This is a genomic window from Marinobacter sp. (genome assembly GCF_014859525.1).
In the GTDB taxonomy this organism is placed as follows: Bacteria; Pseudomonadota; Gammaproteobacteria; order Pseudomonadales; family Oleiphilaceae; genus Marinobacter.
Genome location: NZ_JACUUB010000027.1, coordinates 1 through 21,213 on the forward strand (window position 1 = coordinate 1; position 21,213 = coordinate 21,213).

The 21,213-nt window shown below is 55.9% G+C and carries 20 protein-coding genes; 6 read left to right on the plus strand and 14 right to left on the minus strand.

Annotation, left to right across the window (positions count from 1 at the left end; genetic code table 11):
* The 13 genes from ung to ffh all read right to left on the minus strand — a co-directional run.
* Window positions 1–740 (minus strand): uracil-DNA glycosylase (gene ung, locus IBX51_RS07650; protein WP_291830391.1); only part of this gene is annotated, 740 nt, incomplete at its 3' end.
* A 4-nt stretch (window positions 741–744) separates the two neighbouring features.
* Complete coding sequence (gene lysS, locus IBX51_RS07655; protein WP_291830393.1) at window positions 745–2,280, minus strand: lysine--tRNA ligase; 1,536 nt, start codon at window positions 2,278–2,280, stop codon at window positions 745–747.
* Between the two features lie 50 nt (window positions 2,281–2,330).
* A protein-coding gene (gene prfB / locus IBX51_RS07660) for a peptide chain release factor 2 (RefSeq protein ID WP_291830395.1) occupies window positions 2,331–3,426 on the minus strand; the annotation gives its coding sequence in 2 pieces (ribosomal slippage) (window positions 2,331–3,353 and window positions 3,355–3,426; 1,095 coding nt in all).
* Window positions 3,427–3,607: 181 nt separating this feature from the next.
* Window positions 3,608–5,341: a single-stranded-DNA-specific exonuclease RecJ gene (gene recJ, locus IBX51_RS07665; RefSeq protein ID WP_291830399.1), complete on the minus strand. Its 1,734-nt coding sequence runs from the start codon at window positions 5,339–5,341 to the stop codon at window positions 3,608–3,610.
* Window positions 5,342–5,347: 6 nt separating this feature from the next.
* Window positions 5,348–6,748 (minus strand): threonine synthase, encoded by a 1,401-nt coding sequence (thrC, locus tag IBX51_RS07670; RefSeq protein WP_291830402.1) that lies wholly within the window; start codon window positions 6,746–6,748, stop codon window positions 5,348–5,350.
* 11 nt (window positions 6,749–6,759) lie between these two features.
* Window positions 6,760–8,061: a homoserine dehydrogenase gene (locus tag IBX51_RS07675; protein WP_291830404.1), complete on the minus strand. Its 1,302-nt coding sequence runs from the start codon at window positions 8,059–8,061 to the stop codon at window positions 6,760–6,762.
* A 138-nt stretch (window positions 8,062–8,199) separates the two neighbouring features.
* Window positions 8,200–8,934: a thioredoxin fold domain-containing protein gene (locus tag IBX51_RS07680; protein ID WP_291830407.1), complete on the minus strand. Its 735-nt coding sequence runs from the start codon at window positions 8,932–8,934 to the stop codon at window positions 8,200–8,202.
* Between the two features lie 136 nt (window positions 8,935–9,070).
* A complete protein-coding gene (gene xerD / locus IBX51_RS07685; protein ID WP_291830409.1) occupies window positions 9,071–9,976 on the minus strand; it encodes a site-specific tyrosine recombinase XerD in 906 nt (301 codons plus the stop codon).
* A gap of 95 nt (window positions 9,977–10,071) precedes the next feature.
* The gene (rplS, locus tag IBX51_RS07690; RefSeq protein WP_291830411.1) at window positions 10,072–10,428 is read right to left on the minus strand and encodes a 50S ribosomal protein L19; all 357 of its coding nucleotides are present in this window, start codon (window positions 10,426–10,428) and stop codon (window positions 10,072–10,074) included.
* A gap of 25 nt (window positions 10,429–10,453) precedes the next feature.
* On the minus strand, window positions 10,454–11,212 hold the full coding sequence (gene trmD / locus IBX51_RS07695; protein WP_291830413.1) for a tRNA (guanosine(37)-N1)-methyltransferase TrmD: 759 nt from the start codon (window positions 11,210–11,212) through the stop codon (window positions 10,454–10,456).
* 3 nt (window positions 11,213–11,215) lie between these two features.
* Window positions 11,216–11,746: a ribosome maturation factor RimM gene (rimM, locus tag IBX51_RS07700; protein ID WP_291830416.1), complete on the minus strand. Its 531-nt coding sequence runs from the start codon at window positions 11,744–11,746 to the stop codon at window positions 11,216–11,218.
* Window positions 11,747–11,775: 29 nt separating this feature from the next.
* Window positions 11,776–12,015, minus strand: a complete 240-nt coding sequence (gene rpsP / locus IBX51_RS07705) for a 30S ribosomal protein S16 (RefSeq protein WP_291830417.1) — start codon at window positions 12,013–12,015, stop codon at window positions 11,776–11,778.
* 164 nt (window positions 12,016–12,179) lie between these two features.
* Window positions 12,180–13,568 carry a signal recognition particle protein gene (ffh, locus tag IBX51_RS07710; protein WP_291830419.1) on the minus strand — a complete coding sequence of 463 codons (1,389 nt, stop codon included), beginning with the start codon at window positions 13,566–13,568 and terminating at the stop codon, window positions 12,180–12,182.
* 158 nt (window positions 13,569–13,726) lie between these two features.
* On the opposite strand from ffh, the gene IBX51_RS07715 reads away from it, so the two are divergent.
* The 4 genes from IBX51_RS07715 to IBX51_RS07730 all read left to right on the plus strand — a co-directional run bounded on the left by IBX51_RS07715 (window position 13,727) and on the right by IBX51_RS07730 (window position 18,671).
* Window positions 13,727–14,533, plus strand: a complete 807-nt coding sequence (locus IBX51_RS07715; RefSeq protein WP_291830421.1) for an inner membrane protein YpjD — start codon at window positions 13,727–13,729, stop codon at window positions 14,531–14,533.
* 76 nt (window positions 14,534–14,609) lie between these two features.
* A complete protein-coding gene (locus IBX51_RS07720; protein ID WP_291830423.1) occupies window positions 14,610–15,914 on the plus strand; it encodes an HlyC/CorC family transporter in 1,305 nt (434 codons plus the stop codon).
* 157 nt (window positions 15,915–16,071) lie between these two features.
* Window positions 16,072–18,285, plus strand: coding sequence for a DUF1631 domain-containing protein (locus IBX51_RS07725; RefSeq protein WP_291830425.1), 2,214 nt, complete (start codon window positions 16,072–16,074; stop codon window positions 18,283–18,285).
* Between the two features lie 65 nt (window positions 18,286–18,350).
* Complete coding sequence (locus IBX51_RS07730; protein ID WP_291830427.1) at window positions 18,351–18,671, plus strand: TonB family protein; 321 nt, start codon at window positions 18,351–18,353, stop codon at window positions 18,669–18,671.
* Window positions 18,672–18,679: 8 nt separating this feature from the next.
* Here the strand turns inward: IBX51_RS07730 and grxD are convergent, their stop codons facing one another.
* The gene (gene grxD / locus IBX51_RS07735; protein WP_291830429.1) at window positions 18,680–19,006 is read right to left on the minus strand and encodes a Grx4 family monothiol glutaredoxin; all 327 of its coding nucleotides are present in this window, start codon (window positions 19,004–19,006) and stop codon (window positions 18,680–18,682) included.
* Between the two features lie 210 nt (window positions 19,007–19,216).
* On the opposite strand from grxD, the gene argF reads away from it, so the two are divergent.
* Both argF and IBX51_RS07745 read left to right on the plus strand, forming a co-directional pair.
* On the plus strand, window positions 19,217–20,131 hold the full coding sequence (gene argF / locus IBX51_RS07740; RefSeq protein ID WP_291830430.1) for an ornithine carbamoyltransferase: 915 nt from the start codon (window positions 19,217–19,219) through the stop codon (window positions 20,129–20,131).
* 3 nt (window positions 20,132–20,134) lie between these two features.
* Window positions 20,135–21,208 carry an ABC transporter ATP-binding protein gene (locus IBX51_RS07745; protein ID WP_291830432.1) on the plus strand — a complete coding sequence of 358 codons (1,074 nt, stop codon included), beginning with the start codon at window positions 20,135–20,137 and terminating at the stop codon, window positions 21,206–21,208.
* Window positions 21,209–21,213 lie beyond the last annotated feature (5 nt).

Sequence of the window (21,213 nt, forward strand, 5' to 3'; positions counted from 1 at the left end):
CCGCCGGCAACCCTTTTGTATCGTTCGATCAGTTCAGACTGACTCGGCAACATCCAGCTCACGGGCGCCCTTTCCTGTTGTTCCAGCCACTGATTTGCTTTTGAGAAATGGCGACAACCGAAAAAACCTCGATAAGCACTCAGCGGCGATGGGTGCGGGCCCTCCAGAACCAGATGGCGGTTGCGGTCGATGTGTCGGCCTTTTTTCCTGGCGTAACTGCCCCAGAGCAGGAACACCACACCGTCCCGTTCCCGGTTGACGGTCTCGATGACTTTGTCGGTAAAGATTTCCCAGCCTTTGTTCTGGTGGGCCCCGGCATTGCTTTGCTCGACGGTAAGCACTGCATTCAACAGCAGCACGCCCTGCTCTGCCCAGGACTGCAGGCAGCCGTGATCGGGCGGGGTTATGCCGAGGTCTTGCTGGATCTCTTTGAAGATGTTGACCAGGGAGGGAGGTGTTGGCACGCCGGGGCGAACGGAGAAGCACAGGCCGTGGGCCTGGCCGGGGCCGTGGTATGGGTCCTGGCCCAGAATCACTACTTTGACCTGGTCCAGGGGGGTACTGTTGAGGGCGTTGAAGCAGTGTCTCTGCTCCGGGAACAGCACTTTGCCCGCTTGTTCTTCGGCGGCCAGGAATTCTGCCAATTGCCGCATGTAGGGCTGGCGGAACTCGTTCGTCAGCCACTCATCCCAGCCGTGGCCGGGCTTCAGTTGTTGAGCCAGTGCCTCGGCGGGATGCATGGGCTTACTCGCTTTCCTGTTTGTGTTCGGCCTTGTGCTCCGGGCGCATGGCCGGGAACAGGATAACGTCACGGATGGACTGAGAGTTGGTCAAGAGCATGGCCAGGCGGTCGATGCCAATGCCTTCGCCAGCGGTCGGTGGCAAGCCGTATTCCAGCGCCATCACGTAGTCTTCGTCGTAGAACATGGCTTCGTCATCACCGGCGTCTTTCTCGGCGACCTGGGCCTGGAAGCGCTCGGCCTGGTCTTCAGCGTCGTTGAGCTCGGAGAAGCCATTGGCAATTTCGCGGCCTCCGACAAAAAACTCGAAGCGCTCGGTGACGAACGGATCGCTGTCTTTACAACGGGCCAGCGGCGAGATCTCTTTCGGGTATTCGGTGATGAAAGTCGGCTGCATCAGGCGATGCTCGGCGCTGGCTTCAAAGATTTCGATCTGTATCTTGCCCAGACCCCAGGTGTTTTTAATATGAATACCCAGGCTCTTGGCCACCTCACGCGCGCTGTCATAATCCGCCAACGATTCGCGGCTGATGTCCGGGTTGTAGCGCAAAATAGCATCTACCACAGTCAGGCGCTCAAACGGTTTACCGAAATCGTATTCGATGGTTTCTTCACTGCCATCTTTGAGTGAACGGGTGTTGATCACCGTGGTGGTACCCAGCACCTTCTGTGTGATGGTGCGCAGCATGTCTTCAGTCAGGTCCATCAGGTCATTGTAATCGGCATACGCCTGATAGAACTCAACCATGGTGAATTCGGGATTGTGCCGGGTAGATAACCCTTCGTTGCGGAAGTTACGGTTGATTTCGAACACCCGCTCAAAGCCGCCGACCACCAGGCGCTTGAGGAACAGCTCCGGCGCAATGCGCAGATACATGTCGATGCCCAGGGCGTTGTGATGAGTTACAAAGGGCCGGGCGGTGGCACCACCGGGGATCACCTGCAGCATGGGGGTTTCCACCTCCATGAAGTCGCGATCGGTGAAGTACTGGCGCATCACGTTGATGATCTTGGAGCGGGCGTGGAACACCCGGCGGCTGTCTTCGTTCACCATCAGGTCAACATACCGGTGACGGTAGCGCGCCTCGGTGTCGGTCAGGCCTTTGTGCTTCTCCGGCAGCGGTCGCAGTGACTTGGTGAGCAGTGTGTACTCATCCATAGACACGTAGAGGTCGCCCTTGCCGGACTTGCACAGGATGCCACGTACGCCCACGATGTCGCCCAGATCCCAGTGCCTGGTGTCTTTCTGGACCTCTTTAGGAGCGTAGATCTGGATGCGGCCAGTCATGTCCTGAACCACTTTGAACGCTTTTCGGTCGAGCATCATGCGACCGGCAATGGCCACCTCGATGCCCATCGCCTCGAGCTCTTCCTTGGAGTTATCACCGTATTTTTCTTGCAACTCGGCAGCGGTTGCATCACGGCGGAAATCGTTCGGGAACGGATTGCCTTGTTCGCGCAGGCTCGCCAGTTTGGCGCGGCGCTCGGCAATCAACTTGTTGTCCTCGGGCTGTGCGGCGTTCTGGGTATGTTCAGTCATGTTGGCTCACTAGAAGTCGGGGATGTCCGGATCGGTTAGTATGGCGCTGACTACAGCGCCATCTTCAGACTGGCTTCAATAAACTTGTCGATGTCGCCATCCAACACCGACTGGGTGTTGCTGGTTTCCACCTTGGTGCGCAGGTCCTTGATACGGCTGTCATCCAGCACGTAGGAGCGGATCTGGCTACCCCAGCCGATGTCGGACTTGGCATCTTCGGCTTTCTGCTTCTCTTCGTTACGTTTCTGCATTTCCAGCTCAAACAGTTTCGCCTTGAGCTGCTTCATAGCGAAATCTTTGTTCTGGTGCTGGCTTCGGCCGGCCTGACAAGCCACCACAATACCCGTGGGGTTGTGGGTCAACCGGACTGCAGATTCGGTCCGGTTAACGTGCTGACCACCGGCACCGGAAGCGCGGTATACGTCGACCCGCAGATCAGCCGGGTTGATTTCAATCTCGAAACTGTCGTCAACTTCCGGAGATACAAACAAGGAAGAGAAGGATGTATGGCGACGGTTGCCGGAATCGAACGGGGATTTACGCACCAGGCGGTGTACGCCGGTTTCGGTTCGCAGCCAGCCGTAAGCATAATCGCCCTGGACGTGAATGGTGGCACTCTTGATACCGGCCACTTCTCCTTCCTGCAGCTCGATGATCTCGGCTTTGAAGCCGCGACGCTCGGCCCAGCGCAGGTACATACGCAGCAGCATGTTGGCCCAGTCCTGGGCTTCGGTACCACCGGAGCCGGCCTGAATATCCACGTAGGCGTTGTTAGCGTCCATTTCACCGGAGAACATGCGGCGAAATTCGAGTTTTTCGAGCTCTTTATCGAGGTTCTCGATATCGGCCACGATTTCTGCGACTGTGCCTTCGTCGTCTTCTTCGATTGCCATATCGAGCAGGCCTTCGGCATCGCTCAGGCCGCTGGTCAGGTTGTCGATGGTTTTGACGATCAGCTCAAGATCCGAACGTTCTTTGCCCAATGCCTGGGCCCGCTCGGGGTCGTCCCACACTTTGGGCATCTCAAGTTCACGCTCTACTTCGACCAGACGCTCACTACGCTGATCGTAGTCAAAGATACCCCCTCAGCGCTTCAGTGCGCTCGCGAAGCTCTTTGATCTTCATCACTATGGGATTAATTTCCATGAAACCTTGTCTCGCTTTTGGAAAATGATGCGATAAAAACAGAGGGCGGATTCTACCGGAATTTGTGCGTTAAATCAGCAGACGGAATGTACAGAGTCTTCAGCATTCAACGGATACAAAGGGGTCTGACCCCTTGGGGTCAGACCCCACCCTTCTGCTGAGCCAATCTCCAAAAACGGAATCAGTCCAGCGGCTCCAGATAATCCACAAGAAGCTGCAAATTGGTCCGCCCACGAAAAGTATTGGCGTCCGGCTTATACACCAGCCGCGCGCCACTCCGCGTATAGTCCGGCACTTCCGGCCCGGTATTAAAGGCAATACCGTCAATAATGCCTCCGCCCTCGACCGGCTGCAGCACCAGTTTCAGATGATTCTCACCCACCACTCGCTGGCTGACCACCCGGAATTCACCATCAAACACCGGCTCCGGAAAGTGCTGGCCCCAGGGGCCTCCGCGCCTGAGCTGGTAGGCGGTATCGAGATTCAACTCTTCCGGGGCAAGGGGCCCGTCGGTCATGATCGCGGCTTCCAGATCTTCCGGTTTCAGGGTGTCCCGAACGGCATGATCAAAGGCACTGCTGAAATTCTCCAGATCATCCCGGGCGATGGTCATGCCGGCGGCCATGGCGTGGCCACCGTATTTTTTCATCAGGCCCGGATTCTTGGCATCCACCACCGCCAAAGCATCACGGATGTGCAGTCCGGGGATGGACCGGGCGGAACCTTTGAGGTGCTGACCATCATCGTCTGGCGCAAACGCGATGGTCGGACGATGAGTCTGTTCGCGAATTCTCGCAGCCAGTATGCCGATAACGCCCTGGTGCCAGTCCTGATCAAAAAGCGCCAACCCCCAGGGCAGGCCTTCGATGTCCAGAGACATGGATGCCAGCAACTCCTGGGCCTGGTGCTTCATATCCTTTTCGATCGTTCGGCGTTCACGATTGAAGCTGTCCAGTTCCCGGGCCAGACGCAGGGCTTCGTCATGACTGTCAGCCAGCAGACAGGCAATGCCGATACTCATATCATCCAGGCGGCCGGCGGCGTTCAGGCGCGGTCCGACCACAAAGCCGAGATCGGTGGAACTGATCTGGGTGTAGTCACGACCGGCCACTTCCAGCAACGCCAGGATTCCGGGACGGGCCTCACCTTTGCGGATGCGGCGTATGCCCTGCTCCACAAAAATCCGGTTGTTGTGATCCAGCGGCACCACGTCTGCCACGGTTCCCAAAGCCACCAAGTCCAGCAGGGTACCCAGATTGGGTTCGGGGTCAGGCAATCGGTTGTTGTCGCGCAGGTGCTTTCGCAAGGCAGTCAGCACATAGAACATGACACCCACACCCGCTGCGTTTTTGCTCAGGAACGGGCAGCCCGGCTGGTTGGGGTTTACGATCGCATCGGCATCTGGCAGCTGTTCACCCGCCAAGTGGTGATCAGTGACAACCACTGTAATACCCAACTCACGAGCAGCACGCACACCTTCAATCGCGGAGATGCCGTTGTCCACCGTCACCAGAAGATCGGGCAAATCTCCGTCTTCCTTCAAGCGATGAATAATGCCAGGCGTCAGGCCATAACCGTCAGAGAAACGACTGGGCACCCGAAAGTCGATAGCGGCAACGCCCAACATGGACAAGCCCAGCATGGCGACCGCCGTGCTGGTAGCGCCATCGGCATCAAAATCACCCAGCACCATAACCCGCTGTTTTTGCGCGATTGCCTCTGCCAGTAACTCGACAGCGCGCTCTATACCGCGCAACTGCATGGGCGAGGCCAGGTATTTGAGGGTGTACTGGAGTTGCTCATCAGAGCATACACCCCGCGCAGCATAGAGCCGACGAAGGATGGGCGGGAGATTTTGCCCCCAACCCGGGTTTTCAGTGGGCTGGGGGCGACGCAGGATCTTTTTTGGAGTCATGCCGGGTCAGGCGTTCTTCCAGTGCTTGGCCAGGAAACCCTGCACGTCGGCCAGGTTGTTTTCCAACACCGTGTACCGCTCTTCCCGTTCGAACAGATCCGCCATGTGGGCCGGCAGCTCCGGCTTGACGGTGAGACCAGATTCGACGATGGCATCCGGGAACTTGGCCGGATGTGCCGTGCCAAGGGTAATCATCGGTACAGCGTTATCCCGACGGCAGTTGCGGGCAGCACGAACACCGATGGCGGTGTGTGGGTCCAGCAGGTACTCGTTCTGCTCGAAAATCTCCCGGATGGTATCGCAGGTGGCTTTGTCGTCCACCGCGTCGCTATCAAACAGCTTGCGCGCGTGCTTCCAGCGATAATCCTCAATGCTGACCGGGCCCCTGGAGGCGTTTTCCAGCAGCTCTTTGACGGCGGCTCCGTCGCGACCGTGCAGGTCGAACAACAGGCGCTCGAAGTTACTGGACACCATGATATCCATACTCGGCGACAAGGTATGCTCAAGCTGATGCTGCTCATACTTGTTGCCGCTCATGAAGCGATGCAGGATATCGTTACGGTTGGTCGCGATCACCAGCTGATTGATGGGCAGTCCCATCTTCCTGGCGAGGTACCCGGCAAAAATATCGCCAAAGTTACCCGTGGGCACGGAAAACGCCATACTACGGTCCGGGCCGCCCAGAGAGAGCGATGCCTGAAAGTAGTAAACAATCTGGGCCATGATCCGCGCCCAGTTGATGGAGTTCACCGCGGCCAACTGAGTCTTGCCGCCCAGGAAAGACTGGTTGCCAAAGCTCTCCTTGACCATGCGCTGGCAATCATCAAAGTTGCCCTTGACCGCGATGTTATGGATGTTGTCACCCTGTACCGTAGTCATCTGTCGGCGCTGAACTTCTGACACTCGCTGGTACGGGTGCAGAATGAAGATATCCACATGCTTGCAGCGGCGGCAGCCTTCGATCGCGGCCGAACCGGTGTCACCGGAGGTCGCGCCCATGATCACCACATGCTGGTTACGCCTCTCCAGCACATAGTCGAGCAGGCGACCCAGCAGTTGCAGGGCAAAATCCTTGAACGCCAGCGTCGGACCGCGGAATAACTCCATCACCCATTCGTTGCTGTCGATCTGTACCAGCGGGGCCACGGCCTTATGGCTGAACACACCGTAGGTTTCGCTCAGCATCTTGCGAAACTCATCGGCCGGAATAGCATCCTCCACAAACGGATACATGACGTTGTAAGCCAGCTCGGCGTATGGCAGGCCGCGCCAGCTGCGGATCTCTTCCAGGCTGAAATGCGGCAGCGATTCCGGCACATACAAACCACCGTCGGTCGCCAGACCGGTCAGCAGAACGTCCTCAAAGCCCAAAGCGGGTGCGTCGCCCCGTGTACTGATGTATCTCACGTGCGTACCTGTCAGTTAAAGTTTTCTGCGCGAATGCGGACAACCTTGCCATCAACATCGGCCAGGGCTTCCATTTCTTCTATGGCCAGGTTCATCTGGCGCTCCTGAACCGTGTGAGTCAGGATGATAACCGGGATACGACCATCCTTGAATTCGGACTCTTTCTGCATGATCGACTCAATATTGATGCCATGCTCGCTCAGGATCGATGCTACTTTGGCCAGAACGCCCGGGTGGTCAAAGGCCTGGATCCGCAGGTAATAGGCGGACTGAACATCTTCCATCGACAATACCGGCAGATCGTCCATAGCTTCTGGACGGAAGCCCAGATAAGGCACCCGCTGCTGGCTGTTGCTGGCGACCGCTCGGGCCACATCGACAATATCGGCAACAACGGCTGAGCCGGTTGCCTCATCACCGGCACCCGGGCCGTAATACATGGTCTGGCCAACCGCATCGCCGTCGACCATCACAGCGTTTAACACGCCGTCTACCTGAGCAATCAGATGCGTTTTTGGCACCAGTGTCGGGTGAACGCGCAACTCAATGCCAACATCACGACGGCGTGCAATACCCAGGTGCTTTACCCGATAACCCAGCAATTCGGCGTGAGCGATGTCGCTAGGCGTCAGGGTAGAGATGCCCTCGGTGTAGGCTTTCTCAAACTGCAAAGGAACGCCCATGCCGGCCGACGCCAGAATAGTAAGCTTGTGGGCTGCATCAATGCCCTCGACGTCGAAGGTTGGATCGGCTTCGGCGTACCCCAGTGCCTGGGCTTCTTTCAGGACTTCGTCGAATTCCCGACCAGCTCGCATCTCGGTGAGAATGTAGTTGCCGGTGCCGTTAATAATACCGGCAATGGTGTCGATACGATTGGCCGCCAAGCCTTCACGAACGGCCTTGATTACCGGAATGCCACCGGCTACGCCAGCTTCGTAGGCAACCACAACGCCGGCCTTTTCAGCGGCCTCAAAAATTTCATTACCGTGTACCGCGATCAACGCCTTATTGGCCGTCACTACATGCTTGCCTTTGGCAATCGCTGCCAGCACCAATTCTTTGGCAGCATCGTAACCACCGATCAGTTCCACAACGATGTCGATATGCGGATCATTGATCACATCAAAAATGTCGGTGCTGAACGGCACATCGCCCAGTTTGATATCGTCCCGACTACGGCGACTGGCAATCCGGGCAATCCGGATATTGCAGCCGGCACGCCCGGCAATAATCGCAGCGTTGCGAGTAAGAACATTGAATGTACCGCCGCCAACGGTTCCTAGTCCGCAAATTCCGACATTAACGTCTTTCAAGCTCTCACCTCTGATCCCGATGGGGTGCTGATGGATTGCAATATGGGGGCATAGTATACCGATTCGGGGCCCGCTGAATAAGCCCTGAATCGGTCACTGTTCAATCGTTGCCTGGAGCATCGGGCTCACAGCGCCAAATTACAGAATCCCTAGCCCTTCGGCGAGATTCCGGGCAGGAACGTAGCCTCTGATAACATTACCGTCTTCAAGCAAAATAGCGGGCGTACCGGTTACACCAACCTGGCCACCGAGACGAAATTGCTCCTCCACAGGGTTGTCGCAGTTTTTCTGGGCAACCGATCTGCCAGCCTTGGAGGCATCCATCGCTTCCCGCTGATCGTCTGCACACCAAACCGACTCATACTTCCGGAATGACGGTGTGCCAGGGCCTGAACGGGGAAATGCGTAATAGTTAACGGTAATGCCATACTCGTTGAGCTCTGGCACTTCATCGTGCAGCTTCCGGCAATAAGGGCAATCTATGTCAGTAAAGACATCAATCACCGCTTTCTGCTCGCCCTTGGCCGGGTAAGAGATAATCCCTTTGGCTCCGTACGCCACCATCTGCTGTTTACGCTGACCGGCTCTGGATGCTTCCGACACGTTGGCAATGCCGGTTTCAGTAATTTTCAACAAATCGCCTGTTAACAGGTAAACGCCATCGGCGGTCGTGTAGATGGTGTCGCCATTATTACTCTGAACTTCATACAGCCCGGTCGCCTCGGATTCACGAACCGACGTCACGTTCAGACCGGGCACGGCGTCCATAAGTTGTTTGGCAATTCTATCTTCAGTCTCGGCCGCACTCACAACCGACACGCCGGCCAGTGATAACATCAAGCCGGCAACTGCGGCGACAATTTTAAGATTCATGGATGCAACTTACCTTCTGTGTAGTTGAGTTCCGGGGCCCCGCCCCTGTCTGGCCAGATCGCTCTGATACGGACCCGGCAAACCTTCTGATGCGACACTGCCGAACACCAAAAGTTCAGCACGCTAACATATCAGATTAGCCCCGCGGGTGGTGGGCCTGATGAAGATCCTGTAACCGTTGACGTGCCACATGGGTGTATATCTGAGTTGTTGATAGGTCTGAGTGCCCCAACAACATCTGAACCACCCGCAAGTCAGCCCCATGATTCAACAAATGCGTCGCAAACGCATGACGCAAGGTGTGTGGCGACAGGTGTTTGTGAATACCCGCCCTGGTCGTGTAATGCTTGATTCTGTGCCAGAAGGTCTGGCGAGTCATCGGGGTCGCACGATTTCCCGGAAACAGTGCATCACTGCTTTTCCCTTTGAGCAGTTCGCCGCGCGCTTCTTTCATATAACGAATCAGCCAGTCGACAGCCTCTTCACCCAAAGGCACCAACCGCTCTTTATCGCCTTTACCGCAAATACGCACCACGCCCTGGCGCAGGTTAACCTGATCCACCGTCAAGCCTGTCAATTCCGATACCCGCAAACCACAACCGTACAGAATCTCCAGCATGGCCCGATCTCTTAGCTCCAGAGGGATCTCCGGATCAGGCTCAGTGAGCAGGGTCTCCACATCTTCTTCAGTTAGCGTATCGGGCAGGCGCTTAGGTAGGCGTGGGCTGTCGATTCGCAATGTCGGGTCTTCCGCTATCACCCCCTCACGCAACAAAAACCGATAAAAGCGACGGATTCCAGACAACCGACGAGCGGCGGTACTGGCCTTCAGACCCTCAGCCAGTCCTCGCGAAACCCAGGCAAGCAAATCGCTGCGCCGGGCCGCCTGGAGCGTAGGCGACCCGGCTTGCTGCTCAAGCCATTCTGCCAGCCTGTACAAATCGCCGGCATAGGCCTGACGCGTTTTTTCACCCAGGCCGTCCTCAAGCCAGATGGCATCACCAAAACGGGCAATCAACTGGTCGTCGTCAGCTCTGGGCAACGGTCATCCTCACTAAACGTTGTTTGCGCCATTTAACCACAAAAAAAGCAGCCTCTAGAGGCTGCTTTTTTTGCACTGATCCGGACGGGCCGGGATCAGCCGAGCTTTTCCTTGATACGGGCTGCCTTACCAGACAGATCGCGCAAGTAGTAGAGCTTGGCCTGGCGCACGTCGCCACGACGCTTCACACTCAGGCTGTCGATCAGCTTGGAGAAGGTCTGGAACGTACGCTCAACCCCCACGCCGTAAGAAATCTTACGAACAGTGAAGGAAGAGTTCATACCACGGTTGCGCTTGCCAATAACCACGCCTTCGAACGCCTGCAGACGCTCACGGTTACCTTCCGTCACGCGAACCTGAACAACCACGGTGTCACCCGGCGCGAACGCGGGGATTTCCTTGGTCATCTGTTCTGTTTCAATCTGACTGATGATGTTGTTCTTGCCGCTCATCGTAATGCTCCTGATACCTAATCTTTCAATGCCCTGATGATTCAGAGGCACCCGGTTCGTTCAAAATTTCATCCAGAAGCTGACGCTCTTCTTCCGCAAGCACCCGCTGTTCCAGCAGGTCGGGACGTCGCTCCTGGGTTCGCCTCAACGATTCTTTCAATCGCCAACGCCGGATCTGTTCATGGTGACCGCCCAAGAGAACTTCCGGCACCGCCTGACCTTCGTAAACCTCGGGCCGGGTATAGTGCGGACAATCCAGCAAACCATCAGCAAAGGAATCCTGCTCTGCCGACTGCGCATGACCCAGCGCTCCGGGGATGAGGCGTGTTACCGCATCAATCACGGCCATCGCCGCCAGCTCGCCACCTGAGAGCACAAAATCTCCCAGAGACACTTCCCGGTCGACTTCCGCCGCTATCAGGCGTTCATCAACGCCCTCATAACGGCCGGCAACAAGAATCAACTGCTGCTCGGCAGCGAGAGACTCCACCACCGACTGATCCAGTCTTTCACCCTGAGGCGAAAGATAGACCACACAGGCCTTGCCGGGTGCCGATGCCCGAGCTGCATGGATTGCATCCCTGAGAGGCTGAATTTTCATCAGCATTCCGGGGCCGCCGCCATAGGGCCGGTCATCAACAGTACGGTGACGATCATGGGTAAAGTCCCGGGGGTTCCAACTTTTGAAGGTCAACAAACCCTCGCGAGCGGCCCTGCCGGTAATTCCATAATCTGTCACCGCAGAAAACATGTCCGGAAACAGACTGACTGCGCCAATCCACACTCGTCAGTACTCCGGATCCCAGTCGACCACCATGCGCGTGCTGCTCAAATCCACACTCATCACAACCTGATTCGGCAGATAAGGGATAAGACGTTCGCGCTGATCAATGGAGTCCGGCGTTGCGCGTACCACCAGAACATCGTTGGCACCCGTTTCCAGCAGATGATGCACCTTACCCAGGTGCTCATCTTCAATCGTGAACACATCAAGACCTTCCAGCTGATACCAGTAATACTCCCCGGGGGGCAGCTCTGGCAGTTCTTCTGTCGGGACCCTGATTTCTGCACCGCTATAGGTGCGAGCCAGCTCACGATCATTAAGACCTTTAAGCCTGACGACGATCCCCTGCCCTTGGCGACGACCCTCTTCAAGCTTTACCGGGATACGCTTACCGTCCAGAACCAGAGTCCAGTCACGGTAATTGAGTATCCCTTCTCTGGGGTCTGTGTGAGAGAAGACCTTAAGCCAACCCTTAACCCCAAACACCGAGGTGATCTGGCCGATCACAGTTTCCTGCGAAGAATGCTGTGTCATGCCTGTCAAACCCCGGTGGTAGCGTGCAATTACTCAGCAGTCTTGAGCAGCTGTGCAACGCGATCGCTTGCCTGGGCACCTTGGCCCATCCAGAACGCAACGCGTTCACGATCGACGCGAAGACGCTCTTCCTGTCCGCGAGCAATCGGATTGAAGAAGCCAACACGCTCAATGAAACGGCCGTCACGGGAGTTGCGGCTGTCAGTGACTGTCAGATGGTAGAACGGGCGCTTCTTAGAGCCGCCACGAGCCAAACGGATTGTTACCATTTCGACCAATATCCTGTTCTGTTGTACGAACTTTGTACGATTCTCACCTGACCGAAATCAGCCGGCGAGAAGACCCATACTCGAAAGGGGCGCTATTCTATGCCAAAAGAGCGCCAATGAAAACAGGGAAACGCTCGGTTTCCCTATTTTATGTGTAAGGCATTTCACATACGGCCAAACGGAGGCATACCACCTCCACCGCCGCCGGGCGGCATCATACCACCAAGGCCACGCATCATGTTGGCCATTCCGCCTTTCTTGCCAAATTTTTTCATCATTTTTTGCATCTGTTTATGCTGCTTGAGCAGACGATTCACATCCTGAATCTGAGTGCCCGAGCCAGACGCAATCCGCCGCTTGCGTGAATTGTTGATCACATCCGGGTAACGGCGCTCCTTTGGCGTCATCGAACAAATGATCGCTTCCATCTGCCCCACAGACTTGTCATTAACCTGCTGCTGGGCCATCTGAGCCATTTGCCCCATGCCAGGCAGCTTATCGAGCAAGCCGCCGATACCGCCCATGTTCTTCATCTGCTGCAGCTGATCCCTGAAGTCTTCCAGATCAAACCCTTTACCTTTCTTGATCTTTTTGGTGAGCTTCTCGGCTTTTTTGTGATCAAGCTTGCGCTCCGCTTCCTCTATAAGGGAAAGCACATCCCCCATACCAAGAATTCGAGAAGCCACACGGTCCGGATGGAATGGCTCAAGAGCATCGGTTTTCTCGCCCACACCCAGAAACTTGATGGGCTTACCCGTTATGTGGCGCACAGACAAGGCCGCACCACCGCGAGCATCGCCATCGGTCTTGGTCAGTACCACACCAGTCAGCGGCAGCGCGTCGTTAAACGCTTTGGCCGTATTGGCGGCATCCTGGCCGGTCATCGAGTCAACCACGAACAGCGTTTCGACCGGATTCACCGCTTTGTGCAGGAGCCCAATCTCTCCCATCATTTGCTCGTCAACGTGCAGACGGCCGGCGGTGTCCAGAATAACCACGTCGATATGCTTGCGACGCGCAGCCTCGATAGCTCCGTTAGCGATGTCGACAGGATTCTGATCAATACTGCTGGGGAAAAACTCAACACCCACTTCCCCGGCCAGAGTTTCAAGCTGCTTGATCGCCGCCGGCCGGTAGATATCGGCACTCACCACCAAGACCGATTTCTTGTGCCGCTCTTTCAAGAAGCGCGACAGCTTCGCCACAGTGGTGGTTTTACCCGCACCCTGCAAGCCCGCCATCATAATGACGGCGGGAGGGCGAGTGGAGAGATTCAGGGACTCGTTACCCGCCCCCATCACTCGCTCCAGCTCCTGCTGGACAACTTTCACAAACACCTGGCCCGGGGTCAGGCTACGCTGAACTTCCTGACCAATTGCCCGCTGCCGAACCCCTTCTATGAAGTCCTTGACCACGGGCAGAGCCACATCTGCCTCGAGCAGAGCCATGCGGACTTCCCGCAAGGTTTCCTTAATGTTGTCGTCGGTGAGGCGCGCCTGACCCGAGATCTTGCGCAAGCTACCGGATAGCCGGTCCTGGAGATTCTCAAACATGTTGCTCTTCCGTACCCCGGATAAATTGTTCACACAAATCAGGCTACCAGTGATGGCCGCTTGATTCCTGTTGCATAATCGCGACATTATACCCAGACTACGGAGCCTCTGAACAACTCCGCGCCCGCTTTCACTAAAGGCAACACATTAAGGATGTCATGGGAACGCTGATTCTCGCGGTTATCGCACTCTTTCTATACAGCGTTGGAACTGCCCTGCAAGCATTGCACTTCCGGGGGCGAGTACAGAGCAATCTGGCCATCACCACGCTGATTGGTGTGCTTGCACTGGTCGGGCATGGCTTGCTGATCGCCCAAACCGTTCACCTGGATGGCGGCTTCGACCTGAGCTTCTTCAAGAGCTCGGTGCTGATCTCCTGGCTGGTTGTCTTCCTGTTGCTAGGGCTGAACCTCACTAAACCGGTTTCCAGCCTGTTCATCGCCGTCTATCCGATTGCAGCGCTGACCATCGTATTGGCACTGATCACCCACACCCCGTCTCGCCTGGTACCCGATCAAAGCTACGGCATGCTCTCACACATTGCACTGTCCGTAACCGCATACAGCCTGTTTACACTCGCCGCCCTGCAGGCCATTCTGCTTTACGTCCAGAATCGCCAACTCAAACGCAATTACAACAGCCTGCTGGTTCGCAACCTGCCGCCATTACAGACCATGGAGTCGCTGTTATTCGAACTGGTGTGGGCCGGGGTTGTTCTGCTGGTTCTTGCCATCGTAACGGGCGCGCTGTTTATCGAAGATCTGTTTGTTCAAGATCTAGCCCACAAAACGGTTTTTTCCTTGCTGTCATTACTGGTGTTCATTGGTCTTCTGGCGGGGCGCTACATCAAAGGCTGGCGCGGGATAACCGCCAGCCGCTGGACGCTCGCAGGGTGCGCCCTGCTTATGCTGGCTTTCTACGGCAGCAAGTTCGTACTTGAGTTCATCTTTCAGAAAGGCGCCTAATTAGCCTGAACAGCTTGACACCGGAAACCGGCACACCCTATTTTCCTTACTCGTCGTTAATATAAGGGCTTTTCTTTTGAACGAAACATCGCTTACGGCGCTGTTCATTCTGCTCGTCGGCCTGATTATTCTGTCCGGCTTTTTCTCAAGCTCCGAGACAGGAATGATGTCCCTTAACCGGTATCGCCTAAAGCACATGGCGAAAACCGGGCACAAAGGCGCTCGCCGCGCCCAAAGACTCCTCAACAGAACGGATCAGCTGATTGGTGTCATTCTGATCGGCAACAACTTCGTCAACATCTTTGCCTCATCCATTGCCACCGTTATCGCCATTCGGATCTGGGGCGACGCCGGCATAGCCATTGCGGCCATCCTGCTCACCATCACCATCCTGATTTTTGCCGAAGTGACCCCAAAAACCCTCGCAGCTCTTTTTCCTGAGAAGATTGCTTTCCCGGCAAGTTACGTTCTTGGGCCATTATTAAAGCTGTTATACCCTCTGGTTTGGGCCGTCAATCTGTTCACCACGGGCATCCTTCGACTGCTTGGCGTGTCGGCCGCCCAGGCCAGCGAGGATCACCTGAGCCGAGAAGAGCTGAGAACCGTCGTCAACGAAGCAGGCGCGCTGATTCCGGCCAAACATAAAGATATGTTGGTGGGCATTCTGGATCTTGAGAACGTAACCGTGAATGACATCATGATCCCTCGCAATGAGGTCATCGGAATCGACCTCGAAGACGACATCGACACCATTTTGCGGCAACTGCGGAGCAGTCAGCACACACGGCTTCCTGTCTACAAGGGTGACATCAATAACATTCAGGGCATCCTCCACCTCAGAAGCGCAACCAAACTGTTGCAGGAAGAAGAAATCAACAAGGCCATGCTGATGCAACTCAGCCAAGAGCCCTATTTCATACCGGAAAGCACACCGCTGAACACACAGCTTCTGAAATTCCAGAAGGGCCGCCGCCGTTTTGGTATCGTCGTGGATGAATATGGGGACGTCCTCGGCCTGGCAACACTGGAAGATATTCTTGAGGAGATTGTCGGCGAATTCACCACCGACTATTCCGCCACCTCGCCAGACATTATTCCGCAAGACGATGGCACTTACATCATTGATGGAGGGGCACCGGTTAGAACTATCAACAAGAATCTTGGCTGGAAATTTCCGACAGATGGCCCGAAAACTCTGAACGGCTTAATCACAGAAACCCTGGAAAATATCCCCGAAACTAACGTGTGCGTAAAGATAGAGGGTCATCGCATCGAAGTCCTTCAAATAAAGGATAACGTGGTCAAAGCCGCTATCGTGCACCCAAAACACCGCAGCAAACGGCAACTGTCAGCACGGGACCATCGCCAGAAGCACGCCTGACCTGACCGCTGATTAGGCCTGTTTATTTGAACGCTATCTCAGGTTAGCGTTTAGTCATGTTAATCGGACCAAAAATGCGCTAAATTTGATCAATAATCTACATTAGAATAAACAGGCCCGGTCATGTATCCGGTTGAGGCGTAAACAGGAGTCGGCGATGAACAAGCAGTCCGGCATACATTACCTTCGAGAGCACAGAGAGGCGGCCAGTAACCGGCCGGTTCCTGCGGAGGTAGCTCGTATCCGTGACACCGTTGTTGCGGGTTTGGGAGATTTGCTGCAAGGCGCCTTTGATGCCGTCGATGATTCACTCTTCGAGCTGGCCAATAACGCGCGCAGCAACAACGAGCAAAACCGGTACTTCGAAGCGATGCGGGAGATCCGGATCAAACGCAAAGGTGTGGAGCGTCATTTTCAGAACGCCGTCGCCCAATTCTTTGCGAATCCGCCTCACGCCGGGCAACTGCAGCCTCAGGATCCTGCCACTCAAGCCAGTGTCGACACTTTGTCTCTGGTAGGCGACGACGACCTGGAAGAACAAGTTGCGCTCAACGCCATGACCACCAAAGCAAAAGCTCATTTTCAGGGGCCGCTGCTGCAGTTACAGGCGAGATTTACCGAAGTTTACCCCGACGCCACCGAAGACTCTCCGGTCAACCCGATGGCTCCGGAGCACCTCTGCAGTGCCTTTACCGAAGCCATTCAAGCGCTCGAGATACAAATCCGGGAGCGACTGATTCTTCTCAAACAGTTTGATCGCTACGTGGTCTCCAACCTCGGCATGCTCCTGGACGAAGCCAACCGAATCCTGATCCAGGCCGGTGTCATCCCAAATTTCCGGTATCACGGCAAGGCAGGGCAAACCAGCAAAGCGCCTGAAAAGACAGCCACCGAGTCGCCCTCCGGGGCCAGCACCCCAGCAGGCTCTGTCTACGAACAACGAACCGAAGACACTGCGATCTTTGATCAGATACGACAAATGCTGGCCCTGCAACGCACCAACTCTGGCACGCCACCGCGCAGCGCTGACCCCTCGTTAAGGGTCGTTGGTGGTCGGGAGCTGGCCGATATGCTCAGCGCTCTGCCCAGCCAGGATAGCCTGACCGATCCGGACGACCTGAGCACCGGCATCCCAATCGATGTCGACCTACAACAGGTTGTGCAACAGCTGCTCGCCCGAGCCGAAAGCCAGGATGGCCGCAAGCCAGCACTCAACGAGGTCGATGAAGACCTGATCAATCTGGTGTCGATGCTGTTCGAGTTCATTCTGGACGACTACAACCTGTCAGCACCAGTCCAGGTTCTGATCAGCCGGCTCCAGATCCCGATTTTGAAAGTCGTCATTAAAGACAAAAGCTTTTTCAGCAAAGCGAACCACCCTGCCCGCAAATTGCTCAACTCGCTGGCGCGGGCAGGTATCGGCTGGAGCAGCAGTGATGAAAAAACCCGAGACAAGCTTTACAGCCAGATTCATAACGTGGTGCAACGGATTCTGAATGAATTCGACGGTGATGTAGCGCTGTTTGAGTCTCTGAATCTGGAGTTCGAGCAATTTCTGGAACGGGAAAACCGAAAAGCGTCACTCGTGGAGCAACGTACGCGCGAGTCCGAACGTGGCCGGATCAAGTCTCAGAAAGCTCAGGAAGCTGTCGACCGGCTACTCAAAGAGAAGGTTTCACGATACCACCTGCCCGACTCCGTCCGTGACATTCTGATGAATGGCTGGAGTCGGGTCATGTTTCTGGCCTACCTGCGTGACGACACCGAACACCGCTGGCAGGAAACTGCCCGAATTGTGGATGACCTGATCTGGAGCCTTCACCCCCATGAAGAGGATGAAGAACGCGACCAGTGGGTTCGTGTGGTACCCGGTCTTCTCAAATCGCTTCGGGCCGGGCTGGAGGAGGTCTCCTACAATGCTTCCCGGCTCGATCATATGATGGGGCAACTGAAACACGAGCTGGCCGAGGCTTTCCGCACCAATGCCGCCATCGAAGCACGCCAGAACAGCCCGACAGACGCCGAAGAAGAAGAGCCGACAGCACACCAGACTGCGATTGAACGCCAGCAGGAACTGGAAGACGCCACCGTTGCCGAGTATGTGGCAAAACTCGATGCGGTTGAGGTTGGCAGCTGGATGGAGTTCCGACTGGTCAATGGTGCAAGCTTCCGGTGCAAGCTGTCCGCCGTCATCGACGAGGCCGACTGCTTTGTCTTTGTCAATCGCATGGGCCTGAAAGTGATTGAAAAAACGCGGATTGAGCTGGCCCACGAAATGCGTCGCGGGCGCCTGACCATGCTTGAGCAGGGCGCTCTGATTGATCGTGCATTGAATGCCGTTGTAGGCAACCTGCGCACCAAAACTGCCTGACGCTGATGCCAGAGTCAGCAGCAACGGTTGCATTGCCCCCCCCCAACGCAATGAATGCGCAAGGGATGATTCGGACAATCACCAACTTACCGTCCGAACAAGACTCCTACCTGATCTTGCTCGCCACCCACCTCGCAGAAACCCTGGAACATCAGCGTGTGCCGGCAATCTCCAGGCTAAAGGAGACGGTTACCATGCAGTTCGAACTGAGAATTTTACCCAAAGGCGCACTGACCAGAGCGCGGGTAGTGCAATCAACAGGATTACCAGGAATTGATGAAGCGGCGTATCGGGCTGCGCTGGCGGCTAGCCCCTATCCGGAGCCGGAAGAAGAGAAGACTGACCGCTTCGAAGTGACACTGGTGTTCACCTCGAAGCGCCAATAGCCTTGGCGTTAAGCCTCAGCTTGCTTAACGGCGTCTTTCACCGCTTTGGCCAGCTCACCGTTTTCAGACATCTCCATTACGATGTCACAACCACCCACCAGTTCGCCGCCGATGTAGAGCTGCGGGTAGGTCGGCCAGCTAGAGTAGACTTTAAGCGCGTCACGCAGCTCCTGGTTGTCCAGAATATTCACAAACGCAAACCGCTCGCCGCATGCCATAAGGGCCTGAACCGTGCGGGAAGAAAAGCCACACTGGGGTGCCTGGGGCGTTCCCTTCATGTAAAGAATAACCGGATTTTCTTCGAGTTGGCTCTTGATGGTGTCGTTAATATCCATGAACTGGTACCTCTGATTGACGTCAGGTTTGCCGCCACACGGCATTTGCCCATTATTGTACACGGGAGGGCGTTTTCCCACCAAGCCCGTCTGTTTGACCCAGAGCAACGGCGCCACCGGTGGCGTTGTTTTCAAGGGTGCGAAGGGCTAGACTTGATGCCTTTTTCAAATGCTAACCGTATTGCAGTTTCCTTGAAACAGGGGCCTTTCATGGCAGCGAGACATTTTCTGACACTGAACGACATGACAACCAGTGAGCTCGAGCAGCTCCTGGATCATGCATCCAGGCTTCGTGAGGAGTGGCGAGCGGGAAAAACCCGAGACTCTCTTAAAAACCGTGTTCTCGCGATGATCTTTGAAAAATCATCAACCCGCACCCGGGTATCCTTCGAGGCCGGCATGACTCAGCTCGGTGGTGCAGCCTTGTTTCTGTCGCCCCGTGACACTCAGCTTGGTCGAGGTGAGCCCATCGAAGACTCGGCCATCGTCATCTCCAGCATGGTCGATGCGGTGATGATCCGGACCTTTGCCCATACCACCGTAGAAAAATTTGCAGCCGCGTCCAGCAAGCCGGTCATCAACGCGCTGACCGACGACTTTCACCCATGCCAATTACTGGCAGACATGCAAACTTTTCGCGAACATCGCGGCAGCATTCGCGGTGCCACGGTCGCCTGGATCGGCGACGGCAACAATATGTGCCATTCCTACATCAACGCCGCCCAACAATTCGACTTCCACCTGAACGTCGCCTGCCCGGAAGGCTACGAGCCCGACTCAGCCCTGCTCAATACACACAGCGACCGGGTCACTGTTGTCCGGGAACCTGAAGAGGCCGCCCGTAATGCCAACCTACTGGTTACCGATGTCTGGGCTTCCATGGGCCAGGAAGACGAGCAAAAAGCACGGGAAAAAGTATTTCGTAATTACCAGATCAGCCCGGCCTTGATGTCTGTAGCAGCCAAAGATGCCCTGTTTATGCATTGCCTGCCCGCGCATCGGGGCGAGGAAATTTCCGCTGATATGATGGAACACCCTGGCTCGGTGGTTTGGCACGAGGCCGAAAACCGTCTTCATGCCCAGAAAGCCTTGCTTGAATTTCTCATCCTCAACCGCCTGGACTGATCGATGACCGAAGCTCTGGTGCCCGCAGCCGACTGGCTGCTGGAAGTGAACAATCTGTCGTGCGGCTACGGCGGCGAATCTGTGGTGAAAGATGTCAATTTCGCACTCAGCCATGGCGATATCGGCTGCCTACTGGGCCCCAGCGGCTGCGGTAAAAGCACCATCCTCAGAGCACTGGCCGGCTTTTTACCGTTAAATGTGGGCGAAATTCAGCTGCAATCCCAGGCCATCAGCCTGCCTGGCCGTACCCTGGCTCCTGAGAAACGTCGGATCGGCATGGTGTTTCAGGATTACGCCTTGTTCCCCCACCTGTCCATCGCAGACAACGTCGGGTTTGGCTTGAATGCCCTGAAAAAGGCCGACCGTCGCCTTAAAGTGATGGAACTGCTCAACCTCGTGCACTTGCAGGATCTTGCCGACAGCTATCCCCATGAGCTCTCCGGCGGTCAGCAGCAACGCGTGGCACTGGCCCGGGCCCTGGCGCCCGAGCCCACGCTGATCTTGCTGGATGAACCCTTCTCGAACCTGGACACCGACCTTCGCCGACGCCTGAGCCTCGATGTGCGAGACATTCTGAAAACGCTGGGAATCAGCGCCATTCTGGTCACCCACGACCAGCAGGAAGCCTTCGCCATGTGCGACCAGGTCGCCGTACTCAAAGACGGCAGTCTTCAGCAGTGGGATGTGCCGTATAACCTTTACCACGAACCAGCCAACCGCTTTGTCGCCAGTTTTATCGGCCAGGGTGGATTTATCCCCGGCACGGCGCTGGGACCAGACACCATCGACTCCGAACTGGGCGTTATCCATGGCAACAGGGCCTACAAATGGGAACCCGGAACTTTGCTGGACGTGCTGATTCGACCCGATGACATTGTGTACGATCCGGATTCAGAGCTCAGGCCCAAAGTGGTGGAGAAGACCTTCGCGGGCACCTCTACCCTTTACCGTTTCCGCTGCTCAGAGAACACCGAGTTTGAAGCCCTGTTTCGCAGCCACCTTGATTTCAACATGGGCGAAAATGTGCCCGTGCGCGTTGAAGCCGATCACCTGATCGCCTTCGAACGCATCGGCTAGGTAGC

Bases quoted from the DNA above. Each gene is read 5' to 3' on its own strand.
- lysS (WP_291830393.1), bottom strand. From the start codon at position 2,280: ATGACTGAACATACCCAGAACGCCGCACAGCCCGAGGACAACAAGTTG.
- recJ (WP_291830399.1), bottom strand. From the start codon at position 5,341: ATGACTCCAAAAAAGATCCTGCGTCGCCCCCAGCCCACTGAAAACCCG.
- IBX51_RS07680 (WP_291830407.1), bottom strand. From the start codon at position 8,934: ATGAATCTTAAAATTGTCGCCGCAGTTGCCGGCTTGATGTTATCACTG.
- rplS (WP_291830411.1), bottom strand. From the start codon at position 10,428: ATGAGCGGCAAGAACAACATCATCAGTCAGATTGAAACAGAACAGATG.
- rimM (WP_291830416.1), bottom strand. From the start codon at position 11,746: ATGACACAGCATTCTTCGCAGGAAACTGTGATCGGCCAGATCACCTCG.
- rpsP (WP_291830417.1), bottom strand. From the start codon at position 12,015: ATGGTAACAATCCGTTTGGCTCGTGGCGGCTCTAAGAAGCGCCCGTTC.
- ffh (WP_291830419.1), bottom strand. From the start codon at position 13,568: ATGTTTGAGAATCTCCAGGACCGGCTATCCGGTAGCTTGCGCAAGATC.
- IBX51_RS07715 (WP_291830421.1), top strand. From the start codon at position 13,727: ATGGGAACGCTGATTCTCGCGGTTATCGCACTCTTTCTATACAGCGTT.
- IBX51_RS07725 (WP_291830425.1), top strand. From the start codon at position 16,072: ATGAACAAGCAGTCCGGCATACATTACCTTCGAGAGCACAGAGAGGCG.
- IBX51_RS07730 (WP_291830427.1), top strand. From the start codon at position 18,351: ATGATTCGGACAATCACCAACTTACCGTCCGAACAAGACTCCTACCTG.
- grxD (WP_291830429.1), bottom strand. From the start codon at position 19,006: ATGGATATTAACGACACCATCAAGAGCCAACTCGAAGAAAATCCGGTT.
- argF (WP_291830430.1), top strand. From the start codon at position 19,217: ATGGCAGCGAGACATTTTCTGACACTGAACGACATGACAACCAGTGAG.
- IBX51_RS07745 (WP_291830432.1), top strand. From the start codon at position 20,135: ATGACCGAAGCTCTGGTGCCCGCAGCCGACTGGCTGCTGGAAGTGAAC.